The 19,510-nt window shown below is 33.6% G+C and carries 10 protein-coding genes and 2 tRNA genes; 4 read left to right on the top strand and 8 right to left on the bottom strand.

All coding sequences use genetic code 11. The features are described from left to right. Positions 1-5 precede the first annotated feature (5 nt). Entirely contained in the window at positions 6-584 is a 579-nt protein-coding gene (rplC, locus tag CDV25_RS00265; protein WP_108910280.1) for a 50S ribosomal protein L3, read from the bottom strand. Between the two features lie 9 nt (positions 585-593). Beyond that, positions 594-905 carry a 30S ribosomal protein S10 gene (gene rpsJ, locus CDV25_RS00260; RefSeq protein ID WP_108910279.1) on the bottom strand — a complete coding sequence of 104 codons (312 nt, stop codon included), beginning with the start codon at positions 903-905 and terminating at the stop codon, positions 594-596. A 173-nt stretch (positions 906-1,078) separates the two neighbouring features. Here rpsJ and CDV25_RS00255 point away from each other — a divergent pair, with 173 nt between their 5' ends. After that, complete coding sequence (locus tag CDV25_RS00255) at positions 1,079-2,140, top strand: ATP-binding protein (RefSeq protein WP_108910278.1); 1,062 nt, start codon at positions 1,079-1,081, stop codon at positions 2,138-2,140. 47 nt (positions 2,141-2,187) lie between these two features. On the opposite strand, the gene CDV25_RS00250 is transcribed toward CDV25_RS00255, so the two are convergent. From CDV25_RS00250 to CDV25_RS00225, 6 genes are all read right to left on the bottom strand, one after another. Continuing rightward, a complete protein-coding gene (locus CDV25_RS00250) occupies positions 2,188-5,970 on the bottom strand; it encodes an autotransporter outer membrane beta-barrel domain-containing protein (protein ID WP_108910277.1) in 3,783 nt (1,260 codons plus the stop codon). A gap of 137 nt (positions 5,971-6,107) precedes the next feature. After that, positions 6,108-7,880: a dihydroxy-acid dehydratase gene (gene ilvD, locus CDV25_RS00245; RefSeq protein ID WP_108910276.1), complete on the bottom strand. Its 1,773-nt coding sequence runs from the start codon at positions 7,878-7,880 to the stop codon at positions 6,108-6,110. A 55-nt stretch (positions 7,881-7,935) separates the two neighbouring features. Beyond that, entirely contained in the window at positions 7,936-9,210 is a 1,275-nt protein-coding gene (locus CDV25_RS00240; protein WP_108910275.1) for a peptidase U32 family protein, read from the bottom strand. Then, positions 9,207-9,887: a chemotaxis protein gene (locus tag CDV25_RS00235; protein ID WP_108910274.1), complete on the bottom strand. Its 681-nt coding sequence runs from the start codon at positions 9,885-9,887 to the stop codon at positions 9,207-9,209. The genes CDV25_RS00240 and CDV25_RS00235 overlap by 4 nt, the downstream gene beginning before the upstream one ends. A gap of 174 nt (positions 9,888-10,061) precedes the next feature. Next, positions 10,062-10,138, bottom strand: a tRNA-Met gene (locus CDV25_RS00230). Positions 10,139-10,172: 34 nt separating this feature from the next. After that, a tRNA-Gln gene (locus tag CDV25_RS00225) sits at positions 10,173-10,247 on the bottom strand. Between the two features lie 301 nt (positions 10,248-10,548). Here CDV25_RS00225 and CDV25_RS00220 point away from each other — a divergent pair. From CDV25_RS00220 to CDV25_RS00210, 3 genes are all read left to right on the top strand, one after another. Beyond that, on the top strand, positions 10,549-12,198 hold the full coding sequence (locus CDV25_RS00220; protein ID WP_108910265.1) for a ShlB/FhaC/HecB family hemolysin secretion/activation protein: 1,650 nt from the start codon (positions 10,549-10,551) through the stop codon (positions 12,196-12,198). A 288-nt stretch (positions 12,199-12,486) separates the two neighbouring features. Further along, positions 12,487-14,436: a two-partner secretion domain-containing protein gene (locus CDV25_RS00215; RefSeq protein ID WP_108910273.1), complete on the top strand. Its 1,950-nt coding sequence runs from the start codon at positions 12,487-12,489 to the stop codon at positions 14,434-14,436. Positions 14,437-14,447: 11 nt separating this feature from the next. Further along, a complete protein-coding gene (locus CDV25_RS00210) occupies positions 14,448-19,484 on the top strand; it encodes a hypothetical protein (RefSeq protein ID WP_108910272.1) in 5,037 nt (1,678 codons plus the stop codon). Positions 19,485-19,510: the final 26 nt, after the last annotated feature.

The raw sequence follows: 19,510 nt of genomic DNA, 5'->3' as shown, positions 1-19,510 counted from the left end.
AACCTTTAACCTATAATCTTTAATTTGCCAAATGCACCATTAAAACCGGGAATAGACCCCTTTAAAACAAGCAAATTATGTTCTTTGTCAAAAGATACAACCTCATTTTGAACGGTTACTTTTTCATTCCCATAATGCCCTGCCATTTTTTTACCCGGCTGAACGCGTCCTGGCCACTCACGATTCCCAATAGACCCCGGTCTTCTATGGAATCTACTGCCGTGTGCTGCAGGACCCCCTTGAAAATTCCAACGCTTTATAACGCCACTAAAACCTCTCCCTTTGGTATTAAAAGAAACCTTAACGCGTTTTGCACTCTCTAAGGAAGATAAATCCAAATCACCCGCTTGTGTATTACCCACTTCAAGCGTAGCAAATTTATTATATTCTTTATCAAGATTATATTTTTTTTGCTGACCTGCAATAGCTTTATTGAGTGATTTTCCTTGATGATAAGCAACAATAGCCTTTCCATCCTCTAAAACTTCACAGACTTTCATAGGTTTTATTTTTAATAAAGTTACAGGAATACTAGGCTTCGCAATCGTTCTACTCATTCCAATTTTTTCTGCTAAAAATTCCATTAATACCCCTTATTTACCCATTGAACAGACTTCAACATCGACCTCTGGTGCCATATCTAATTTTGTTAGGCTATCCACTGTTTCTGATGTCGCTGAAACTATATCAATAATCCTTGTATGAACACGAATCTCAAATTGCTCTCTTGAATCTTTATTAATATGGGGAGATTTTAAGACCGTATAACGTCTTTTTTTTGTTGGAAGTGGAATAGGACCACGAATCTCTGCACCTGTTCTTTTCACCGCCTCTACAATCGAAACAACCGACCTATCAAGGACGCGATGATCGTATGCTTTTAGCTTAAGTCTAATTTTTTCCATAATATTTCCTTCAAAGAACTCACCAAATTAAGCTTGATGTAATGTTTTGGAAGCTGAGATTATACTTATATTCTTGATTTTTAGCAATATTTTTTGAAGTTTTTTTATATTTTATTTCCTTTTTAAAAGGAAAAGCATAAAATATATCACTCATTTCTTTATTAAGGCTCATTATGCTTTTAGAAAAAATATTACAATCCTACCCTAAGCCATTTTGCAAAAACAATAGAAACTTACCCCTACCTTTAAAAAATTTTAATTTTATTTATGGGGGCAAAGGGTTAGGCAAAACTAATCTCATCCTTCATTATTACCAAAATATCCCTTCATTAAAAAAAATGTATATAAACTTAAAAGATGCGAGATTAAACCCTAATAAGGATTTTCAAGATATTCAATCCTTTTGCCAAAAAGAAAATATTGATCTCTTAATTATTGATAATTATGAACCATACTTCACACTCCCTAAACTTCCAAATCTCACACTTATTTCACAAATTCCCTATGCAATAAAAAACTTTCATTACATACATATCCCTCCGCTTAGTTTTCAAGAATATCAACAAATCCATAAATACCATTTAGAAGACGCCTTAAGCCATTTTATCAAATATGGCAATTTATGGGAAGGGGAATCTTATAATGATTACAACAAGGCACAATCCCTCCAAAACATTAACCCTAATCCAACAGATTTTTGCATATTAAAAAATCTCATTTTAAACCTTGGCTTAAAAGTCTCTTTGCACCAAATTTATTTAAAAATCAAAAAAGATACAAAACTCTCTAAAGATAGATTTTATGAATACTGCTCCTTATTACAAAAAAGCAAAATGCTCTTTTGGGTGGAAAAATTTGAGCATAAACTATCCGCAAAAAAACTTTATTTTTATGATTTTACTTTGAAAAATGCCTTTAGTTTTGAGAGAAACTTCCATTCGCTCTTTGAAAATATGGTATTTTTAGAGCTTTTTTATGGTTTAAAACAAGAAATCTTTTTTACCGATAAACTCAATTTTTATCTACCAAATTCTTCTTTGGGAATCTTATGTATGCCCTTTATCCAACAACAAACTTTAGAACAAAAACTCCATAAAATAACTAAAGAGCGGGAATATTGTGATACATTCTTAATCCTCACACTTAACCAACAAGGTAAAGGAGAAAATTTAGGAACTCCCTATACCATACTACCTTTTAAAGATTTTGCTTTAAATATAGCCCACTATACCTAAAAGGCATTATTTTATTTATCCTTATCTCCAAATCCTTAACACATCCCCTACCACATATAATTAAACTTCCCATACCCTGTATGCATAGTGGTATTCTTAGTCCCATTCATTCCATAATTTAAAGAGAAATAAAAAGCATCATTTAAAGGAATAACTAAAGTAGTCCCTAAAGCATATTCTAAATTATCTAATTTACTCTCTCCTCCTCCATAATACCCTATATTAGAATATCTCCCTTTAGGATTATCTACATTAGGATTCATAGTCCAATCTACTCCTGCATACACTAAAGTCTTAAAATGTTTATGCCAATCACTATAAAAAGAAAGAGAGGTTTTAGTTTTAAATAAATTCATCTTATGGGTATAATTGCGTCTTGTAATAGTATTGATGGCATTACTCATCGTATAAGCTTTAGAATATCCTCCATTATAACCTAAACCTATCTCTGGAGTTAAAGTATGCTTAGTATTAAGCTTAATATTTATCCCCATATTAACATTAGCATCATAAGCATAAGATTTAGGTTCTCCTTTAAATTCTGTTTGTCCTACCCTTTCAGAAATATCATTTTGTATTAAACCAAATTGTGAAGAGAATTTAGAAAAGAGTTCATAATCTTTATAATTAAAAGGATGATAATACCTAACTCCTGCATAATAGGTTCTATTATTTAAAGCTAGAATATCTGAAGGATAAGTTTTAGAACTAAAATCATCATATCCTCCATAAATCCCATAAATATCTTTATTGTTAGGATTTAAATAACTATAACCAAAGATTACTCCTTTAGTATGTCCTTTAGAAGTTAATCCTCCATTTAAAGAAGTATTACTCTTAGAGATATAAGGAAGCATAAAGGCTAAATGATTCTTATCTTTAGTTTCACTAGATCTAAGTAAAGCATCACTCCCTAAATTATCAAAGTTTGCATAAATAGCTCCTTCCTCATAAGCCTTATTAAAGTTAGAATACACATTAGCACTTCCTTGATTATGGATTAAATTCACCGCATTCATAGCATTACCCATTACAGCATTTACAAAGTTTGCTCTAGCTTGGGTATTACTAATGAGTGTTTTTCCTAATGCTGCTGCTGAAGTCTTAGCAGCATCAACAGAAAAGCTTAGAGTTTTACTTAAAGCATCAACATTAACATTAACACTAGGATCATTGGTTTTAAATTCTGCTTTAGCAAAGACTTTAGAATTAATCTCTGCAGGATTGCTTATATTAGTATCTTGAGAAGTATCAATATTAATAACATTTTTAGGATCTTGAACTAAAGAAGAGAGATTAGTAATATTTCCTGCATCAAAGGTAACATTAGAAACACTTACAACACTTAAATTAGTTCCTGTTATTTCTAAAGGTTTAACCTCTCCTTGAGAATTTGTAGAGACTAACCATTCTTCAACTTCTACTTTACCACTTCCATTGCTTTCTATTTTCGTAGTATCACTAACTTTACCTGTATTACTAATACTTAAACTACCACTTCCATTATTTTTAATATTAGCCCCTATACTAGCATTCCCTGTATTACTAAGGGAGAGATTTCCAGAACCAGAGTTAATAATATCTGATTGTAAGGTAGCATTCCCTTCATTTTTAATAACGATAGGAGCATCTCCACTTACTTCAATATTTCCTGCGACCTTTGCATTATCAGAATTAGTAATACTAATAGGGGCATTACCACTAGCAGTGATAGAGCCTCCTATGCTACCACTTCCTGAATTGTTAATTTTTAATTCAGCATTTCCTGCTGTTTTAATATCTCCTCCAATACTTCCAGAATTAGAAATAGCTAAAGGAGTGCTACTTTTAGTTTCAATACTTCCTGTAATAGCATTAGCATTACTTGAAGTATTAGTAATAGAGTTAAGCTTACTACTCTCATCAATAGTAATATTCCCTGATATAGAAGCATTACCATTATTTACTAATCCTCCATTAACACTAGCACCTTTTTCTATCTTTATCTCACTCCCTATCTTTGCATTATCAGCATTAACAATATCTCCCTCTAGTTTTGTATTAGCACCACTTATGGTAATGCCTCCACTAAGGGTAGCATTCCCATTATTCCAAATGGCTTTACCTGAAGTAGCGGTTATAGTTGCACCATCTGATATAGTGATGTTACCAGTTATATTAGAATTCTCATTAAAAATACCTGCGTCGCTTCCTCCTTTTATCATAGAGCCAACACCTGATATGTTCATATCTCCACTAAGGTCAGCGTTATTCCAAAGGTTGATTCCACTATAACCTCCCTCTATCTTAGCTCCATCTTTGATAGTAATCTTTTGGGCTTTTGATCCAGGTTGTAAGCTAATACCATTTTCACCCCCACTAATCTTAGTATTAGCTCCACTAATTTCAAGTTCTCCTAGAGTTTGGTTTACTCCTACTGCAATACCTGAAAGATTTCCATGCACTACAGCTCCATCTTTCATAATGAGGTTTCCAAATTTACCATTAAAAGCTACATCAATACCAAAACCATTTGATCTTATAGTTCCTATATTAATAATATTTTCAATGGTTCCTCCACCTTCTAGCGAGATACCTGAATAAAATGTTGAGTTAGCTCCAGCAGAAATTATACTTCCCTCATTAATAAGGGTTTTAATAATTCCTCCTCTAACATATATACCAGTATTATTACTAGCAGTTATCGTCCCCTTATTCTCAAAATTAGTAATGCTAGTCCCATTTAAAATATTAATCCCTACTCCTCTGTTACCCTCACTCTTAATTAATCCCTCATTACTAAAGGTTTGTATGGTAGCTTTATTAATAAATACCGCATCTCTACCACTTGTTTCTTTAGCAAGAATAGTTCCTGTGTTGTTAAAATTAGTAATGGTAGTATTAGGTTGTAAAGCAATACCATAACCTTTAGAATCTATTATTCCACTATTGCTAAAGTTATCAATAGTTCCTTGAGTGATATTAAAGTTAAATTTACCAGTATTAGTATTAGTTATGGTTCCAATATTTTCAAAAGATTGGATAGAGCTTGTATTAATACTAATATTATGATTCCCACTCCCACTAATTAATCCTTTATTGGTAATACTCTCTATCGTAGCATTATTTTGAATATTGATAGCATAGTTAGCATTTGTATTAGTAATACTCCCAGTATTAGTAATTTCTAAGTTTTTATATTCTTTAGTTTGTGAAGCAGAAATTTGTTTATTAGTAAGTGCTTTTGTTACTTTATTAGCATTAGTATCTGTTGTTGTATCTAAAGTATCATTACCTATTGCTACCCAATTATCTTTAGCACTAATACTATGAGGAATAGTTAATAAAACACTTGCACAGATTAAAGAGAGGAAAGAGGGGCTTAGAGATTTAGGATTTAATAATTTAAAATTAATATCTCTTATTTTGGGATTAGAATCTAATGTTTTAACATTAATCCTAGAGTATAGAGGTTTAAGATTAGAATTAGAATCTAAAAACTTAGGATTAAATAATTGAGAGATTAAACTTTGAGAATCTAAAGGTTTAGGATTCATAGCTTTTGTATTGAGATTAGAATCTAAAACTTTAGGATTTAAAAGTTTAGAATATTTATAATCAAAGTTCATATTTAAACTTTGAGAATCTAAAGGTTTAGGATTACTTTGAGAATCTAAAGGTTTAGGATTACTTTTAGAATCTAATGTTTTAACATTACTCTTAAAATCTAAGTTTAAAACATAATCTTTAACATTAACCTTGATAGTCTCTATAGGAGTAGAATGAGGCATTATTTTGCCCCCCCCCCCGCTGGGTATTAAGGTTGTAAGTGTAAGCATAGAGTTTTGCATAGGTTATTCTCCTTAGTATTAAAATATTTTTGCTTAATCAATATTTTTAATCTCTGAATAATATTATTCCGTTATTTATGCTTTATATCTAAATTTCTCTAAAAAGTGTATAAAGCTACTTAATTAATACAATAATACTAAGGAATTTCTGTTTTTAATACTGCACCATTTGCAGCGTTGCTTACAAGTAAAGCGTATCTTTTTAGCCATTTGCTTTTTATCTCTTTTTTTATGGGATTCCATTTGTTTTTACGGGATTTTAAAGTTTGAGAATCTACAAGTAATTCTAAGCTTCCTTTGCTTACTGAAATAGCGATTTTATCCCCATCTTCTACTAATGCTATTAATCCCCCCTCTGCAGCTTCTGGGCTAATGTGTCCTATACAACCACCACGGGTTGCTCCACTAAATCTGCCATCAGTGATGAGTGCGACAGACTCCCCTAAGCCCATCCCCATAATAAGGCTTGTAGGGCTTAACATTTCTTGCATTCCAGGTCCCCCTTTTGGTCCCTCATAGCGGATAACTACAACATTCCCTGCTTTTACCTTACCTCCTGCAATACCCTTAATCGCTTCTTCTTGAGAGTTAAAGCAAACTGCAGTGCCTTCAAATTCTTTCATACTCTCTGCTACAGCGGCTACTTTTAATACTGCGCCCTCAAGGGCAAGATTACCATAGAGGATTTTTAATCCTCCTATTTGCGAATAGGCATTTTCATTATGGCGAATGATATTAGAATCTGTGATTTTTGCGTTTTTTATCCTCTCGCCTAAAGTCTCACCGGTTATAGTGAGGGCATCTAAGAACAAAATAGAATCTTTTGGCATCGTGTGTGAAATTATGTTTTTAAAATCTTGAGATTCTGAAATTCTAGTATCTTGCGTAAGATTTACATTTCTTTTAGCGATTTCATTCATTACTGCATTTACTCCCCCCGCCTTATTAATATCCTCCATATGGATTGTGCTTAATGCGGGTGCGATTTTGGCAATATGTGCGACATTTTGGGCGATTTGGTTAATGGATTCTAGTCCAAAATCTACCTCTGCTTCTTTAGCGATGGCTAACATATGCAAAATTGTATTAGTGCTACCCCCCATTGCCATATCTACCACAAAGGCATTATGCACTGCCTTAGCGTTTAAAACATTGCGGAATTTAAATCTTTCGCTTAAAGTAGAATCTAGTGCGATTTCTACAATTCTACGCGCGGCTTTGCGTAGAAGTTCCTCTCGCTCCTTGGTTAATGCGGGGATTGTCCCATTACCCTCTAATGCTACACCCATTGCTTCACAAAGGGTATTCATAGAATTGGCGGTAAACATCCCACTACAGCTCCCACCACTTGGACAGGCTTTGCATTCTATTTCATAAAGTCTTTTTTCATCAATCTTGCCATTAGCAAATGCCCCTACCGCTTCAAAGGCAGAGTTTAAATCTAAAATTGTGCCATCTTCAAGTTTGCCCGCAAGCATTGGTCCCCCACTTACAAAGATGGTTGGCACATTTACACGCAAAGCCCCCATAAGCATACCCGGGACGATTTTATCACAATTTGGGATACAAATCATCGCATCAAGTGCGTGGGCGTTCATCACGGTTTCTATAGAATCTGCGATAAGCTCCCTACTTGGCAGGGAATAGAGCATACCGCTATGCCCCATAGCAATACCATCATCCACACCGATTGTGTTAAATTCAAAAGGCACACCACCGACTTTTCTAATCTCCTCTTTGATAATTTGGGCATAACGGTTTAAGAAAAAATGCCCGGGAATAATGTCAATATAGCTATTAGCTACACCAATAAAGGGTTTATCAAAATCTGAATCTTGAAGTCCCGTAGCTCTTAATAAGCTCCTATGGGGGGTTCTTTGGTAACCTTTTTTGATAATATCACTACGCATATTTACTCCTTAAGTTTATAAAGTAAGCTTCCTAACTCGTATCTTTGCAACAATATTATTCTATCTTTTGACGCAAGAAACTAAAAGGTGGAAGCGGTGCAGGGAGCAAAATACGATTCTCATTCCCGCTATGGATAGCCTCTAGCTCTTTGCCATTTTCTAAAAGTATTTTATGGAATTGTAGGAATTTTTTGCCATTTTTAGTAAAAATCTTTCCTAATTCATTCTCACAATCTCTAATAGACTGGCTAGGAGGGCTAATAATTTCTTTAGCCTCTTTAGGGCGTATGGTAAATTTACATAAGGCAAATTTCCCATCTTCGCTTACTTCGGCATTGACTTGGTAACTCCCCTCACTAATGGCGGTTTGATGATTTTGCGTATTGAGTTTTTCATAGGGGCGATGGATAAGGTAACCATCACTAAAACCCCTATTCTTTAGGGTATCTAACTCTTGCTCATAAATCTCTTGCCTAAAACTCCCCTTATAAAAATCCCTTACTGCCATTTTATAAGCATAAGCCGTAATTCCTGCATAATAGCTAGACTTCGTGCGTCCTTCAATTTTAAGAGAATCAATGGCATTACTTTCTAAAATCATCGGAATATGCTCTAAAAGTTTCAAATCTTTAGCGTTAAAAATATGGGTGCCAACACCCTCTTCTTCTACTAATCGCATCATCACACCATTGTCGGGATTCCTCACATAATATTCATAATCAAATCGGCAGTCATTCGCACAACTACCACGATTTGGGACTCTACCACTTTGTAAAGCAGAGATAAGGCAACGACCAGAAAAGGCAAAGCACATACTCCCGTGTATAAAAATCTCTAATTCTAAATTAGGCAATGCCTCTTTAATGCTTATAACATCTTTTAAACTTATCTCACGAGCGGCAATTATGCGTCTTACACCCATTTCATAGAAAACTTCGGCGTCTAAAATGTTTAAGACATTTGCTTGTGTGGAGAGATGGATAGGGATATGGGGGGCGATCTTTTGGGTAAGTTTTATCACTCCAGGTGTAGCGACAATAAAAGCATCAGGGTTTAAATCCGCCATTTTTTCAATATGGGATTGGAGCAATTTTAATTGGGAATTAAAGGGAAAGCCATTAATAGTTACATAGATTTTTTTGCCTTTATTGTGGGTATATTTTACACCCTCACGAAAGGATTCAAAAGTAAATTCCTTGCCAGAGCGATTGCGTAATGAAAAATGGCTTACACCTCCATATACAGCATCAGCTCCATATTCTAATGCGATTTTTAGTTTCTTAAGATTTCCAGCAGGAGAGAGAATCTCCGGCTTTTTTTGGGGTTTCATTGATTATTACTAAGACTAGATACAAGTTTTTCAATATCCTCTTCATTGAGGACATTTTCTGTATTATCACCCTCTATATGCACAGCAGAGCTAACGCGTTTAGAATCATCAATCTTGCTTTCAAAAAGAGAATTCATATATTTAGCAAGAGAACGCATTACATTAATAACGCGTTCAATTTTTTGGCGGTGAATATCTTGGTATTGCATAATATCCATAGCTTCTAAAGCAGCATTGCTAATATCTTGGATATTATTAGTAATAGTTTTTAATACTTCTTTTATATGTTGAATTTCTTCTAGTTTTTGTGAGAAAGTATGAAAATCGGGAAACTTTTTATGGAGTTTTTGGAGCATTTCTTCTTGGGAATTGATAAATTTTTCAAACTCACTTAAGGATTCTTCAATAACCTCTCCTGCATTATTTATCACCTCTAATTTATCAAAGGTTTGTGAGGCTTTTGCTTCTGAATCTTGTGTTACATCATCAAGTTGATGAATAACTTTATGTTCTGCATTAGGCGGAGGGGGTGGCCAAAGCGTATCTTGCTCTATCCTAAACTTACTTGGCATCTCATCTTTTTGTGGTAGTTCCTCTGTATCTGGTTGAATATCTTCTTGAATTTGTTGCTCTGAAGCACCATCATTTAATAATGCATCTAATTCTTCTTGAGTCATTCATCAACCTTGTTAATTTAAAATTTTATTAATAAATGATTATAGAATAAATTCAATGTAAGTTTGATTAAATTTATTTTAAATTCTTAATAAATGCTTGTGTAAAAATACAACAGAGTTTATCTGTAAGCTTGTGGAGTTAATAGTCAATAAAGGTTGAGAGAAATGCGAATTTGGTAGCGGGGGATGGATTTGAACCACCGACCTTTGGGTTATGAGCCCAACGAGCTACCGGGCTGCTCTACCCCGCGTTAAAAGCTAAATTTATAAAAAATATAATGAAAATGGCTGGGGTACAAGGATTCGAACCTCGGAATGGCTGGACCAAAACCAGCTGCCTTACCACTTGGCGATACCCCAATAATCAAAGAGTGGGATTATACTAACTTTTATTGTAAAAGTCAAATCTATTTCTTATCCTTTACCCTTATAATAACTTCTATATGCTCTTGATAATGGTATCTCCACAAATTGGTCTTACAAAAAATTTGCAAATAATGTAGAGGCTGATTGATTCAAGCTCATATTCCATTAGATAATTTTTAATAAATTTTAAGCAAATTTACAATAAGAAAATTACAAATACTAAACTTTCAAAACACTAAAATAAAAAATATGCACTAAATTATACATTCTTTAAAGATACAACAAAGGAATATTAATGAAACTTTGTTTTTTGTCTCTAGTTTCTAATACCCCAAAGCTTTTATATTTATTCTTTGGGCTAGGGGTTAGTGCCTTAGAGGCAAACTTAAGCAGTCTTAATCAAAGTGAAAATAGGAGGATAGAGCAAGAAAAGCTCCAAAAGCTTGAGGAGTCCTTTATCCCTACGCTTAAAGCCTCTCCTAAAGCACCTCTACAAAACCAAGAATTTGCCTACCCCATAGAAGAAATAGCAATTATTGGTAATACTATTTTATCCCCCAAAGTCTTGCAAAAATGGAGAAATCAATACAAGCTTCTAAAGGATATACAATCCTTGCAAAAAGCTATTCATCACTTAGAAAATCTCTATCTCAATAAGGGCTATATTAATACTCGTATAAAAGTTGATCTAAGTCAAGCTAATTCCCCTCAAGCAAAACTCACCCTTAGGGTGCTAGAGGGCAAAATCGATAAATACCTTTTTAATGATAAAGAAAACTTATTAAAATCCACCCTTACCTTTCCAAGACGAAAAAATCAATATTTTAATATCTATGATATTGATCAAGGTGTGGATAATCTCTCTAATTTAGCAAAGATTTCTATTAATCCCTCCTCTAAACTAGGATATAGCATTGTTAATGTTGAAACTCCTAAAAAATTAGACTTAGAGGGTAAACTTAACTATAACAATCTAGGACAAAGCACAACTGGCAAAGCAAGAGCTAGAATCTCCTTAAATTCAAAAGACTTCTTAGGGCTCAATGAATCGCTTCTTTTCTACTACCAACAACGTCTTAATCCCAAAAAAACAAAAAATAATGCTAAAAACTATATTCTATCCCTTGCCTTTCCTTTTGGGTATTATCATTTGGGTTATAGCTATGAAAACTCTCATTATAAACAAGAGCTTTATGCCCTCAATAGAATCTATACCGCACAAGGAGACTCCACCACCCAAAACCTCTATCTCTCAAAAGTCCTTTATCGTGATGGAAGCGCAAAACTTGATTTGAAAGTTAATCTTGCTTTAAAGAAAATAGATAATTTGCTAGATAATTATCACTTAACCCTTAGCTCAAGGAGGCTTTCGGTAATTTCTATGGAATCTTCTTATCTTGGTAGGATTGCTAATGGCTTAATGAGTGCTAGTGTGGGCTTACATCAAGGATTGAAACATTTTAAAGCCAATAAAGATAATGAATGGTATCGCACCCCTAGCACACCTGAAGCAAAATTTTTAAAATATTCTTATTCTCTTAGTTGGTATAAACCCTTTAATACTTATTACTATAAGATAGATTTTAGCGGACAATTCACCAAAGATATTTTATATTCTAATGAAAAGCTCTATATTGGCGATGATACGACTATTAGAGGATTCCAAAATAATGGATTGCAAGGAGATAAAGGATTTTATTTAAGGAATGAATTAGGAATTAATCTTAAGCATATCAAACCCTTTATAGCCTATGATAGAGGACGCATAAAAAATTCTTATGGCTTAGAGGATTATGGAAGAGAATTACAAGGAATCTCTGTAGGAGCTAAAATAATTTATAAATCCCTAGAAGCCTCCCTAACTTTCTCTCGTGCCCTAAAATACCCTAAAACACTTTTAGTTAATGGCAAAGAAATTTATACAAGCATAACTTGGAATTTTTAAAAGGGATTGTTTAAGCATATGTAACTTTTAGTAACTTTATAGCTTATATTTTCAAAGCCCTAATGCTTAGAATCTAAAGAATTTTTAAAAATCTCCCTTCATTATCCTTAATAAAAAAGATTCTCAAAAAAAGAAAATTTTAATAATATTTTCAATATAAATATACCTAACAAATCAACACTAAATCGCTATTAATACTCAAAAAAGAATGAACTTTAGGATAAGGGCAAAATAAAAGAATTTAAAAAAGGAAAGTTTTAATATAAGGAACAAATTAAGGGGGAGATAATGGGTAATGTTTGCAATTATCAGGTTTTTAAAAAAATAACACAAGCCATAGCACCCGCTAAAACCTTAAAAATCCAAATGCCATTGTTGCTCTCCCAAAAACCTTTAACCCTTAAACTACCTATACAGCCCTTAGCTAAAGCCTCTAAGCCTAAACCCTTTTTATCCCTTTTATTATCCCTTATACTCCCTATCGCTTCTACTTATGCCGCACAACCCTCCCCCAACCAAATAGTTGATAGAGAAAAATCCCCCTCTTTATCCTTAGATAAGACAAATAATGGTGTGGATTTAATCAATCTAAGCACTCCTGATAAAAACTTACAATCCCATAATGTTTTTAAACATTTTAATGTCGATAAAAAAGGGGCTATTTTAAATAATAGTAATACCCTAATTAACTCTAAGCTTGGAGGAATGATCCCTCCAAACCCTAATTATGCCCCCAATGCTCCCTTAGCAAAAGAAATTCTGCTTGAAGTTTCGGGAAATACTAAAAGCTCACTTTTAGGTTATTTAGAAATTGCAGGAGGCAAGGCGGATTTAATCTTAAGCAATCCTAATGGGATTTATTTAAATGGTGCAGGTTTTATTAATACCCATAATCTCCTTTTAAACACTACGGAAAACTCCTCACATCCTCTCTATGATTCTAAAATAGAAATTGATGGCTTAGGGGCAGATTTAAGCACACTCAATAAAGCAGAATTCATCACGCAAGTAGCTCATTTAAACGCACCTTTATATGGAGGGAAAGAAGTAGTCTTTAACATAGAGGGCTTTAAAGATTCTAACCCCTCCTTTGGCTTTGATGCTAGAATGCTTGGCTCTTTGTATGCTGGAAAAATCACTATTATTGCTAACAAAGAGGGAGTAGGGGTAAAATCTGAAGGTGGGCTTTATGCTAATGCGGATTCTTTAAGTATCAATGCTAAAGGAGAGATTATCATCAAAGAAATGTTAGCTAAAGAAAACATTGCTTTAGAGTCTTTAGACAAAGTTACTTTGACAACAAAAGCCCAAGCACAAAAACTCTCTATCAAAAGCCCTACTTTAGAAAGCACCGCAAAACTGCATTTTAAAGATTTCACAACCCTCACAAACGCCTTTAAAAACACTGGAGAGCTTAGAGTCTCTAATCTTAATATCCAAACTCATAGCTTAGAAAATACAGGGGGGATTTTAACTCAAGATTTAGTGCTTAATACGCAAGGTTTTAATAACTATGGAGATTTTAGGAGTGAGAGGGCAGATATTTTTACAAAAGACTTAAATAATAATGGCACACTTTTAAGTAATACACTTTTGATACAAACTAACACTTTAAATAATACCAATGCTTTAGAAGCTAACACATTTAACCTTACAACCCAAACTTTAAATAATAATGGGAATCTCCTAGCTTCTAATCTTAATATGCAAAGTAATAACTTTAATAATGGTGGGGATATTAAAGGATACACCTTTAGTCTTAATACTCAAGCTTTAGAAAATACAGGGGGGATTGTAGTTCAAGATTTAGTGCTTAATACGCAAGGTTTTAATAACTATGGAAGTTTTCAAGGGGAGAATGTCAATATAATGACTACTAGCTTTAATAATCTTAGCAATGCTTCAGAATTTTTGAGTAAAAATTTAGTGCTTAATACGCAAGATTTTAATAACTATGGAGATTTTAGGAGCGAGAGGGCAGATATTTTTACAAAAAGCTTAAATAATAATGGCACACTTTTAAGTAATACACTTTTGATACAAACTAACACTTTAAATAATACCAATGCTTTAGAAGCTAACACATTTAACCTTACAACCCAAACTTTAAATAATAATGGGAATCTCCTAGCTTCTAATCTTAATATGCAAAGTAATGATTTAAACAATACAGGAGAGCTTAGAGTCTCTAATCTTAATATCCAAACTCATAGCTTAGAAAATACAGGGGGATTTTAACTCAAGATTTAGTGCTTAATACGCAAGATTTAAACAATCAAGGAAACATTACTGCAAATACTTTTAAAGCACAGCTTAAAGATTATAACTTCAAAGATGGAGAGATTTTAGTAGAAGATTCTTTATCCTTAGAGGCTAATAATCTAACACTCTCTAAAGCCTTTAATACCCCTTCTAATGTCTTTATAAACCTTAAAGGGGATTTTCATAATACTAAAAACTTTTCTGCAAACTCCCTGCATTTACAAGCTAATAAGGTTATTAATAGCTCTTTAATAGCTTTAAGAGAAGATTCTACTTTAGAGAGTAAAACTTTTAATAATGCCAAAAATGCAAGACTTTTAAGCCTAGGGGATCTGCAATTAAAAAACCAATCCTTGCATAATCAAGGGGAGATTCTTGCTAATTCTTTAAATATCCACACCCATAGGCTTGATAACCTTTCAGCCTCTATCCAATCCCTGCAAGACTTCACACTTGTTGCTAATACCCTAAATAATCAAGGAAGTATCACACAAGATTCTTATACGACAAGGTGGTATTATCCGCAGGATAATCTCAAAAAGTCCCCCGCTATTGCGACTAAAGATATTTTTTTAAAGACTTTAGATAAAGACTTTCAAAATCTTTATAAGCATTTTAGCAAACCCCAAGGGCAATGGATTAGTAGCCCTTATGTTAAAAATGTAGAAATTCCTAACTCTAGCCTTAAAACTCACAAAGCCTCTCTTAAAGCAGGAGGTAATTTCACTATAAAAGCTAAAGAGATTTTAAACCAAGAAGCAGAGATTATAGCGAGTAAAAATCTAAACATCACCACCCAAAGCTTACAAAACATAAGGGCTTTTATACCTCTTAAACTCAAAGTGATTTATGGGAGGGATTATGAAGTAGTAGAGCATAGGAGAATCCCTTTAAATGGTGGCTTAAAACCAGAAACTCTAAAACAAGAAGCCTTAAAAGAAGGGAAAGTAAGCAATGAAAGATTAGGGGGGATAAGAAGGGGATTAAGAAGGGGATCAAGAGGATATGCTTGGGCTTATAACTACACCCTCACTAAAACCCTAGCTCCAGAATATAAAAGTAACTATACAACCTCCCTATTTTCTAATACCCCTACCCTAATCCTAGCAGGAGGAAATGCTACTATCCAAGCACAAAATATTCTTAATCAATCTTTCTTAGGCTTTAGGGGTAATACTACCTTAAACACCCATACACTTAATAATGCTAAAGATGCTACACTCTTTAATAATGCCACTCTATCCTTACAAGCCCATAGCTTTAAAAATGAGGGAGAGATTAGGGGAGAGAATCTTAATGCAACCCTTAATACTTTAGAAAATAAGGCAGGAAAAATAACTTTTAATCAAAATGCTTCTTTGAAACTACAAACTTTAAAAAATCAAGGAATTGCTAATAAAACCTATTCGCAAAAGTGGGTAAATGCGGATAAGAGCGCCCTTATTTTAGAGGATATTCCAGAAAAAGATTTAATAGAGCCTAGAGCCTCTCTTGATGCTCAAAGGACTTCACACAAAAATGGCACTTGGGATAATAGCCCTCCAGAATATATTGCAGGCTCTGAACTCATCACCTCTAATGAACCAAGCTTCAAAGCTCTTTTAGAGGTTAAAGGGAATCTTAATATTCAAGCTAAAGAGATTTTAAACCAAGAAGCGGATATTTTAGTAGGTAAGGATTTACAAATAACGACTAATGTTTTAAACAATGCTAAAACTCCTCAATATGCTAAGGTAGATTTTATCCTTAATCATCCCTTTAGGTATAGTAAGAAACGCGGAAAATTGAGACCTTGGGGTTGGGATAGTGCAACTGCAAGCACTCAAGGAAGCACAAATCAACTCTTTTATTCAGCCTCTCAAACTTCTATACTTGTAGGGGGTAAAGCTAATATTAAAGCTAGGAAGATTGGGAATGGAGAGATTTTAGAAAATCGTAAAAATACTCAATTTAGTAAATCTACGCCCTTAATAGCTCTAAATCCCCTTTTAAACTTCCTAATCCCTGCTCCAAATAATGCTTTATTTTCTAAAGGTAGAAAATCAACCCCTACTCCTACTACTTATAGCCTTAATTTCTCTGCTTTAAATAACTCACTTTTTACTTTAAATACTAATAAAGATTCTCCTCTTTTAACGCTTAATCCTACTATTGCAGAGTTTTATAATGATATTAATGTTACCCCTAATGTTAATAATGTAGGGATTAAGACTTCTTCTGAAGCTTTAGCTTCTACTACCCTAAAAGCTCCTATAGAATCTAATCCACTTTATACCAATACTTCTATGTTGCTCTCTAGTGATTATTTCTTAAATAAACTAGGCTTTGACCCTAAGATGAAATTCTTAGGGGATAATGCTTTTGAAAAGATTCTTATTACTCAAAGTATTCACCAAAGTCCTAAGCAATATCTAGGGAATAGGAATTTTAGTTCTTTAAAACAAAGTCTTTTAGAAAATGCTCTTTTAGAACAAGAGCGTTTAGGTTTAATAGCAGGGATTCCTTTAATTCAAGAACAAAGAGAGGCTTTAGAGAAAGATATTCTATGGTATGAGCTAGAAAGCATACAAACTCCAGATGGGAAAATACAAGAAGTTTTAGTGCCTAAGCTTTATTTAGCTAAGGCTCCTTTAGAGGCTTCTGCTATTATAGAGGCTAAAGGGGATTTAACCTTAGAAGCTAATACCCTTAATAATCAAGGAGTAATTAAAGCAAACAATCTCTTTGCTTCCTTACAAGGTTTTATCCAAGAATCTAACTTTAATGAAGCAAAGATTGAAGCTAGAGAGAATCTTTTAGTTAATACCCAAAGCTTTAAAAACATAGGGGGAGAGTTAAAAGCAGGAGAGAATCTTAGTATTAGCACTCAAGACTTCCTTAACCAAAGCAAATTCTTAAAGGGTAATCTTTATAGAGATAATGCCAATACCTTTTATCAAAACACTCTTTTAAAAGATAAGGCTTCTATGGAGGGCAGGAATATCTTTATTAAAGCTCAAGACTTTAGCTCTAGGGCTTCTTTGTTTAAGGCTAAAGATTCTCTTTTTATTGCAGCAGAGGATATTTCTCTTTTAGGGGATAATAGCTCTAGGTCTATCCAAAGAGGAGCAGGAGATAATAGCTTTTTAAGTGTAGTTAGTAATCATAAGGGAAATACTTTAGAAGCTAAGGATATGGTTATATTCTCTCAAGGAGATATAAAGAGTATAGGCTCTAGTTTCTCCGCTCAAGGGGATTTAATCTTAGGAGCTAAGAATCTTTATTTACTACCAGGTAGGAATATAGAGAGTTTAGAGATTAAAACAAAGCATAAAGGAACCTTTAAAAGCACACAAGAAATAAGCTTTTATGAAAAGAGCACTTCTAGTAAGAATACCTTAGAGGGAGCTAATATTGCTTTAAGGGCTAAAGAGGATTTAATCCTTTATGGAGTAGATTTAAAGGCTACACCCTCTATTACTTTAGAGGGGGCTAATATTCTCCAAGCAGGGGTTAAAGATACTATTAAGTCTTATCATTCTAAAAGCTCCTCTACTTTCTTTGGGCTTTCTAAGAGAGAGTTTAAAGAAACTTCTTTAAAAGAGCAAGCACAATATGCTTTAGTCAATAGTGATGCTAATCTTTCTTATAAGGCTTTATCCTCTTTAGTCTTAGAGGGTGTTAGACTTAATGCTAAGAGAATATCTTTAGGGGCTAAGACTTTAGAGATTAAGCCTTTAGTGTTAGAGAGTATAGAGACTAAAGAATGGAGTAAAGGAACTTTATTATCCCCTAGCTTTATGCAAGAGAGTTTAGAGAGAGTTTCTCTAACTCCCTCTTTTATAGAATCTAAAGATTTAAGTATTAATACTTTAAGCACTACTATTAAAGCTTCTCATATAAAGGCTAGAAATGTAAATATTAATACTCAAGCTTTAGCCTTAATTTCTTTAAAAAATAGGGAATATAAAAGTTCTTTTAGTTCTAATGCTTCTTCTTTTCTTTTAGCTAAGAATACTAAGGAGGGATTTATAAAAGAAGTAGCTATGCCCTCTACCCTTAGCTTTAGTAATAGCTTTGTGTTAAATGGTAGGGAGTTAAGTAAAGAAGTTCAAGAGTTAAGTAATAGGAGTAATTTTATAGCAAAAGATAAAGAGAGTAAGGTTAGAGTAGGCTTAGGAGAGTTAAGCAGTAATAATAAAGAGTTAGGGGATAATACAACTAAAGGGTTAAATCAAGATGTTCAAGAGTTAAGTAAAGGATTCAATAATAAAACTCAAGAAAGCCTTAAGGCTAAAGATAATCATACTCCTTTAATAATCTCTTCTGAAATGCCTTTAGCTTTAGATTCTTCTATTATCTTTTCTAAAGCACTTTTGGAGAATAAGCAATGGAGTGAGAGGAGTAAATCTCTTACTCCTTTAAGTCATCTACTCTTAGAAGCTGCTTTAGCTTATGTAAGTGCTGGGATTAATCTACCTATTCATTCTACCTTTGTCTCTAGTGTTGCTAAAGGTTCTATGCAAGGTGCTTTAGGTAGTGGGGTTTTTCAAGTAAGTAATAAGCTATTAGATTCTAAAAATGCTTTATCTTTTAGGAGTTTTACTAAAGATACTCTAGGGGGAGGATTAAAAGGAGGGATAGGATTACTTCCTCTTAATCTTTCTTTGGTTGAAGGGATAGAGACTCTACCTCTTAGAGAGATTGTTTTAAATGCTAGTGTTGATACATTAGTGTATAAAGAGAGTTTTAAAGAATCTCTTTTAGGGCATTCTTTATTGGCTTTAGGTAATAGTCTTTATAAAGGTGTAGGGGATATAGCACAGATACAAAGTATAGAGGGGAATAGTCTTTTTAAAGAGGGGGGATTAGGTAAGGTAGTGCTTCATAGTGGTGTTGGGGGAGTAATGGCTGCTTTAAATAAGGAAAACTTTTTTAAAGGGGCTTTAATCTCTGGGATATATGAGAGTATTGCTCCTTTAAGGGGGAATCCAATAGAGCATAAAGAAAGAGAGGTTTTAATCTCTAAAGTCTATGGGGAGTAGTAGGGGGATTATTAGGGGGGAATTCT

The sequence above is a fragment of the Helicobacter apodemus genome, assembly GCF_003097575.1.
GTDB classification, from domain to species: domain Bacteria; phylum Campylobacterota; class Campylobacteria; order Campylobacterales; family Helicobacteraceae; genus Helicobacter_D; species Helicobacter_D apodemus.
The sequence above is the reverse complement of the archived record's forward strand: the minus strand, read 5'-3'. Positions and strand labels throughout refer to the sequence as shown.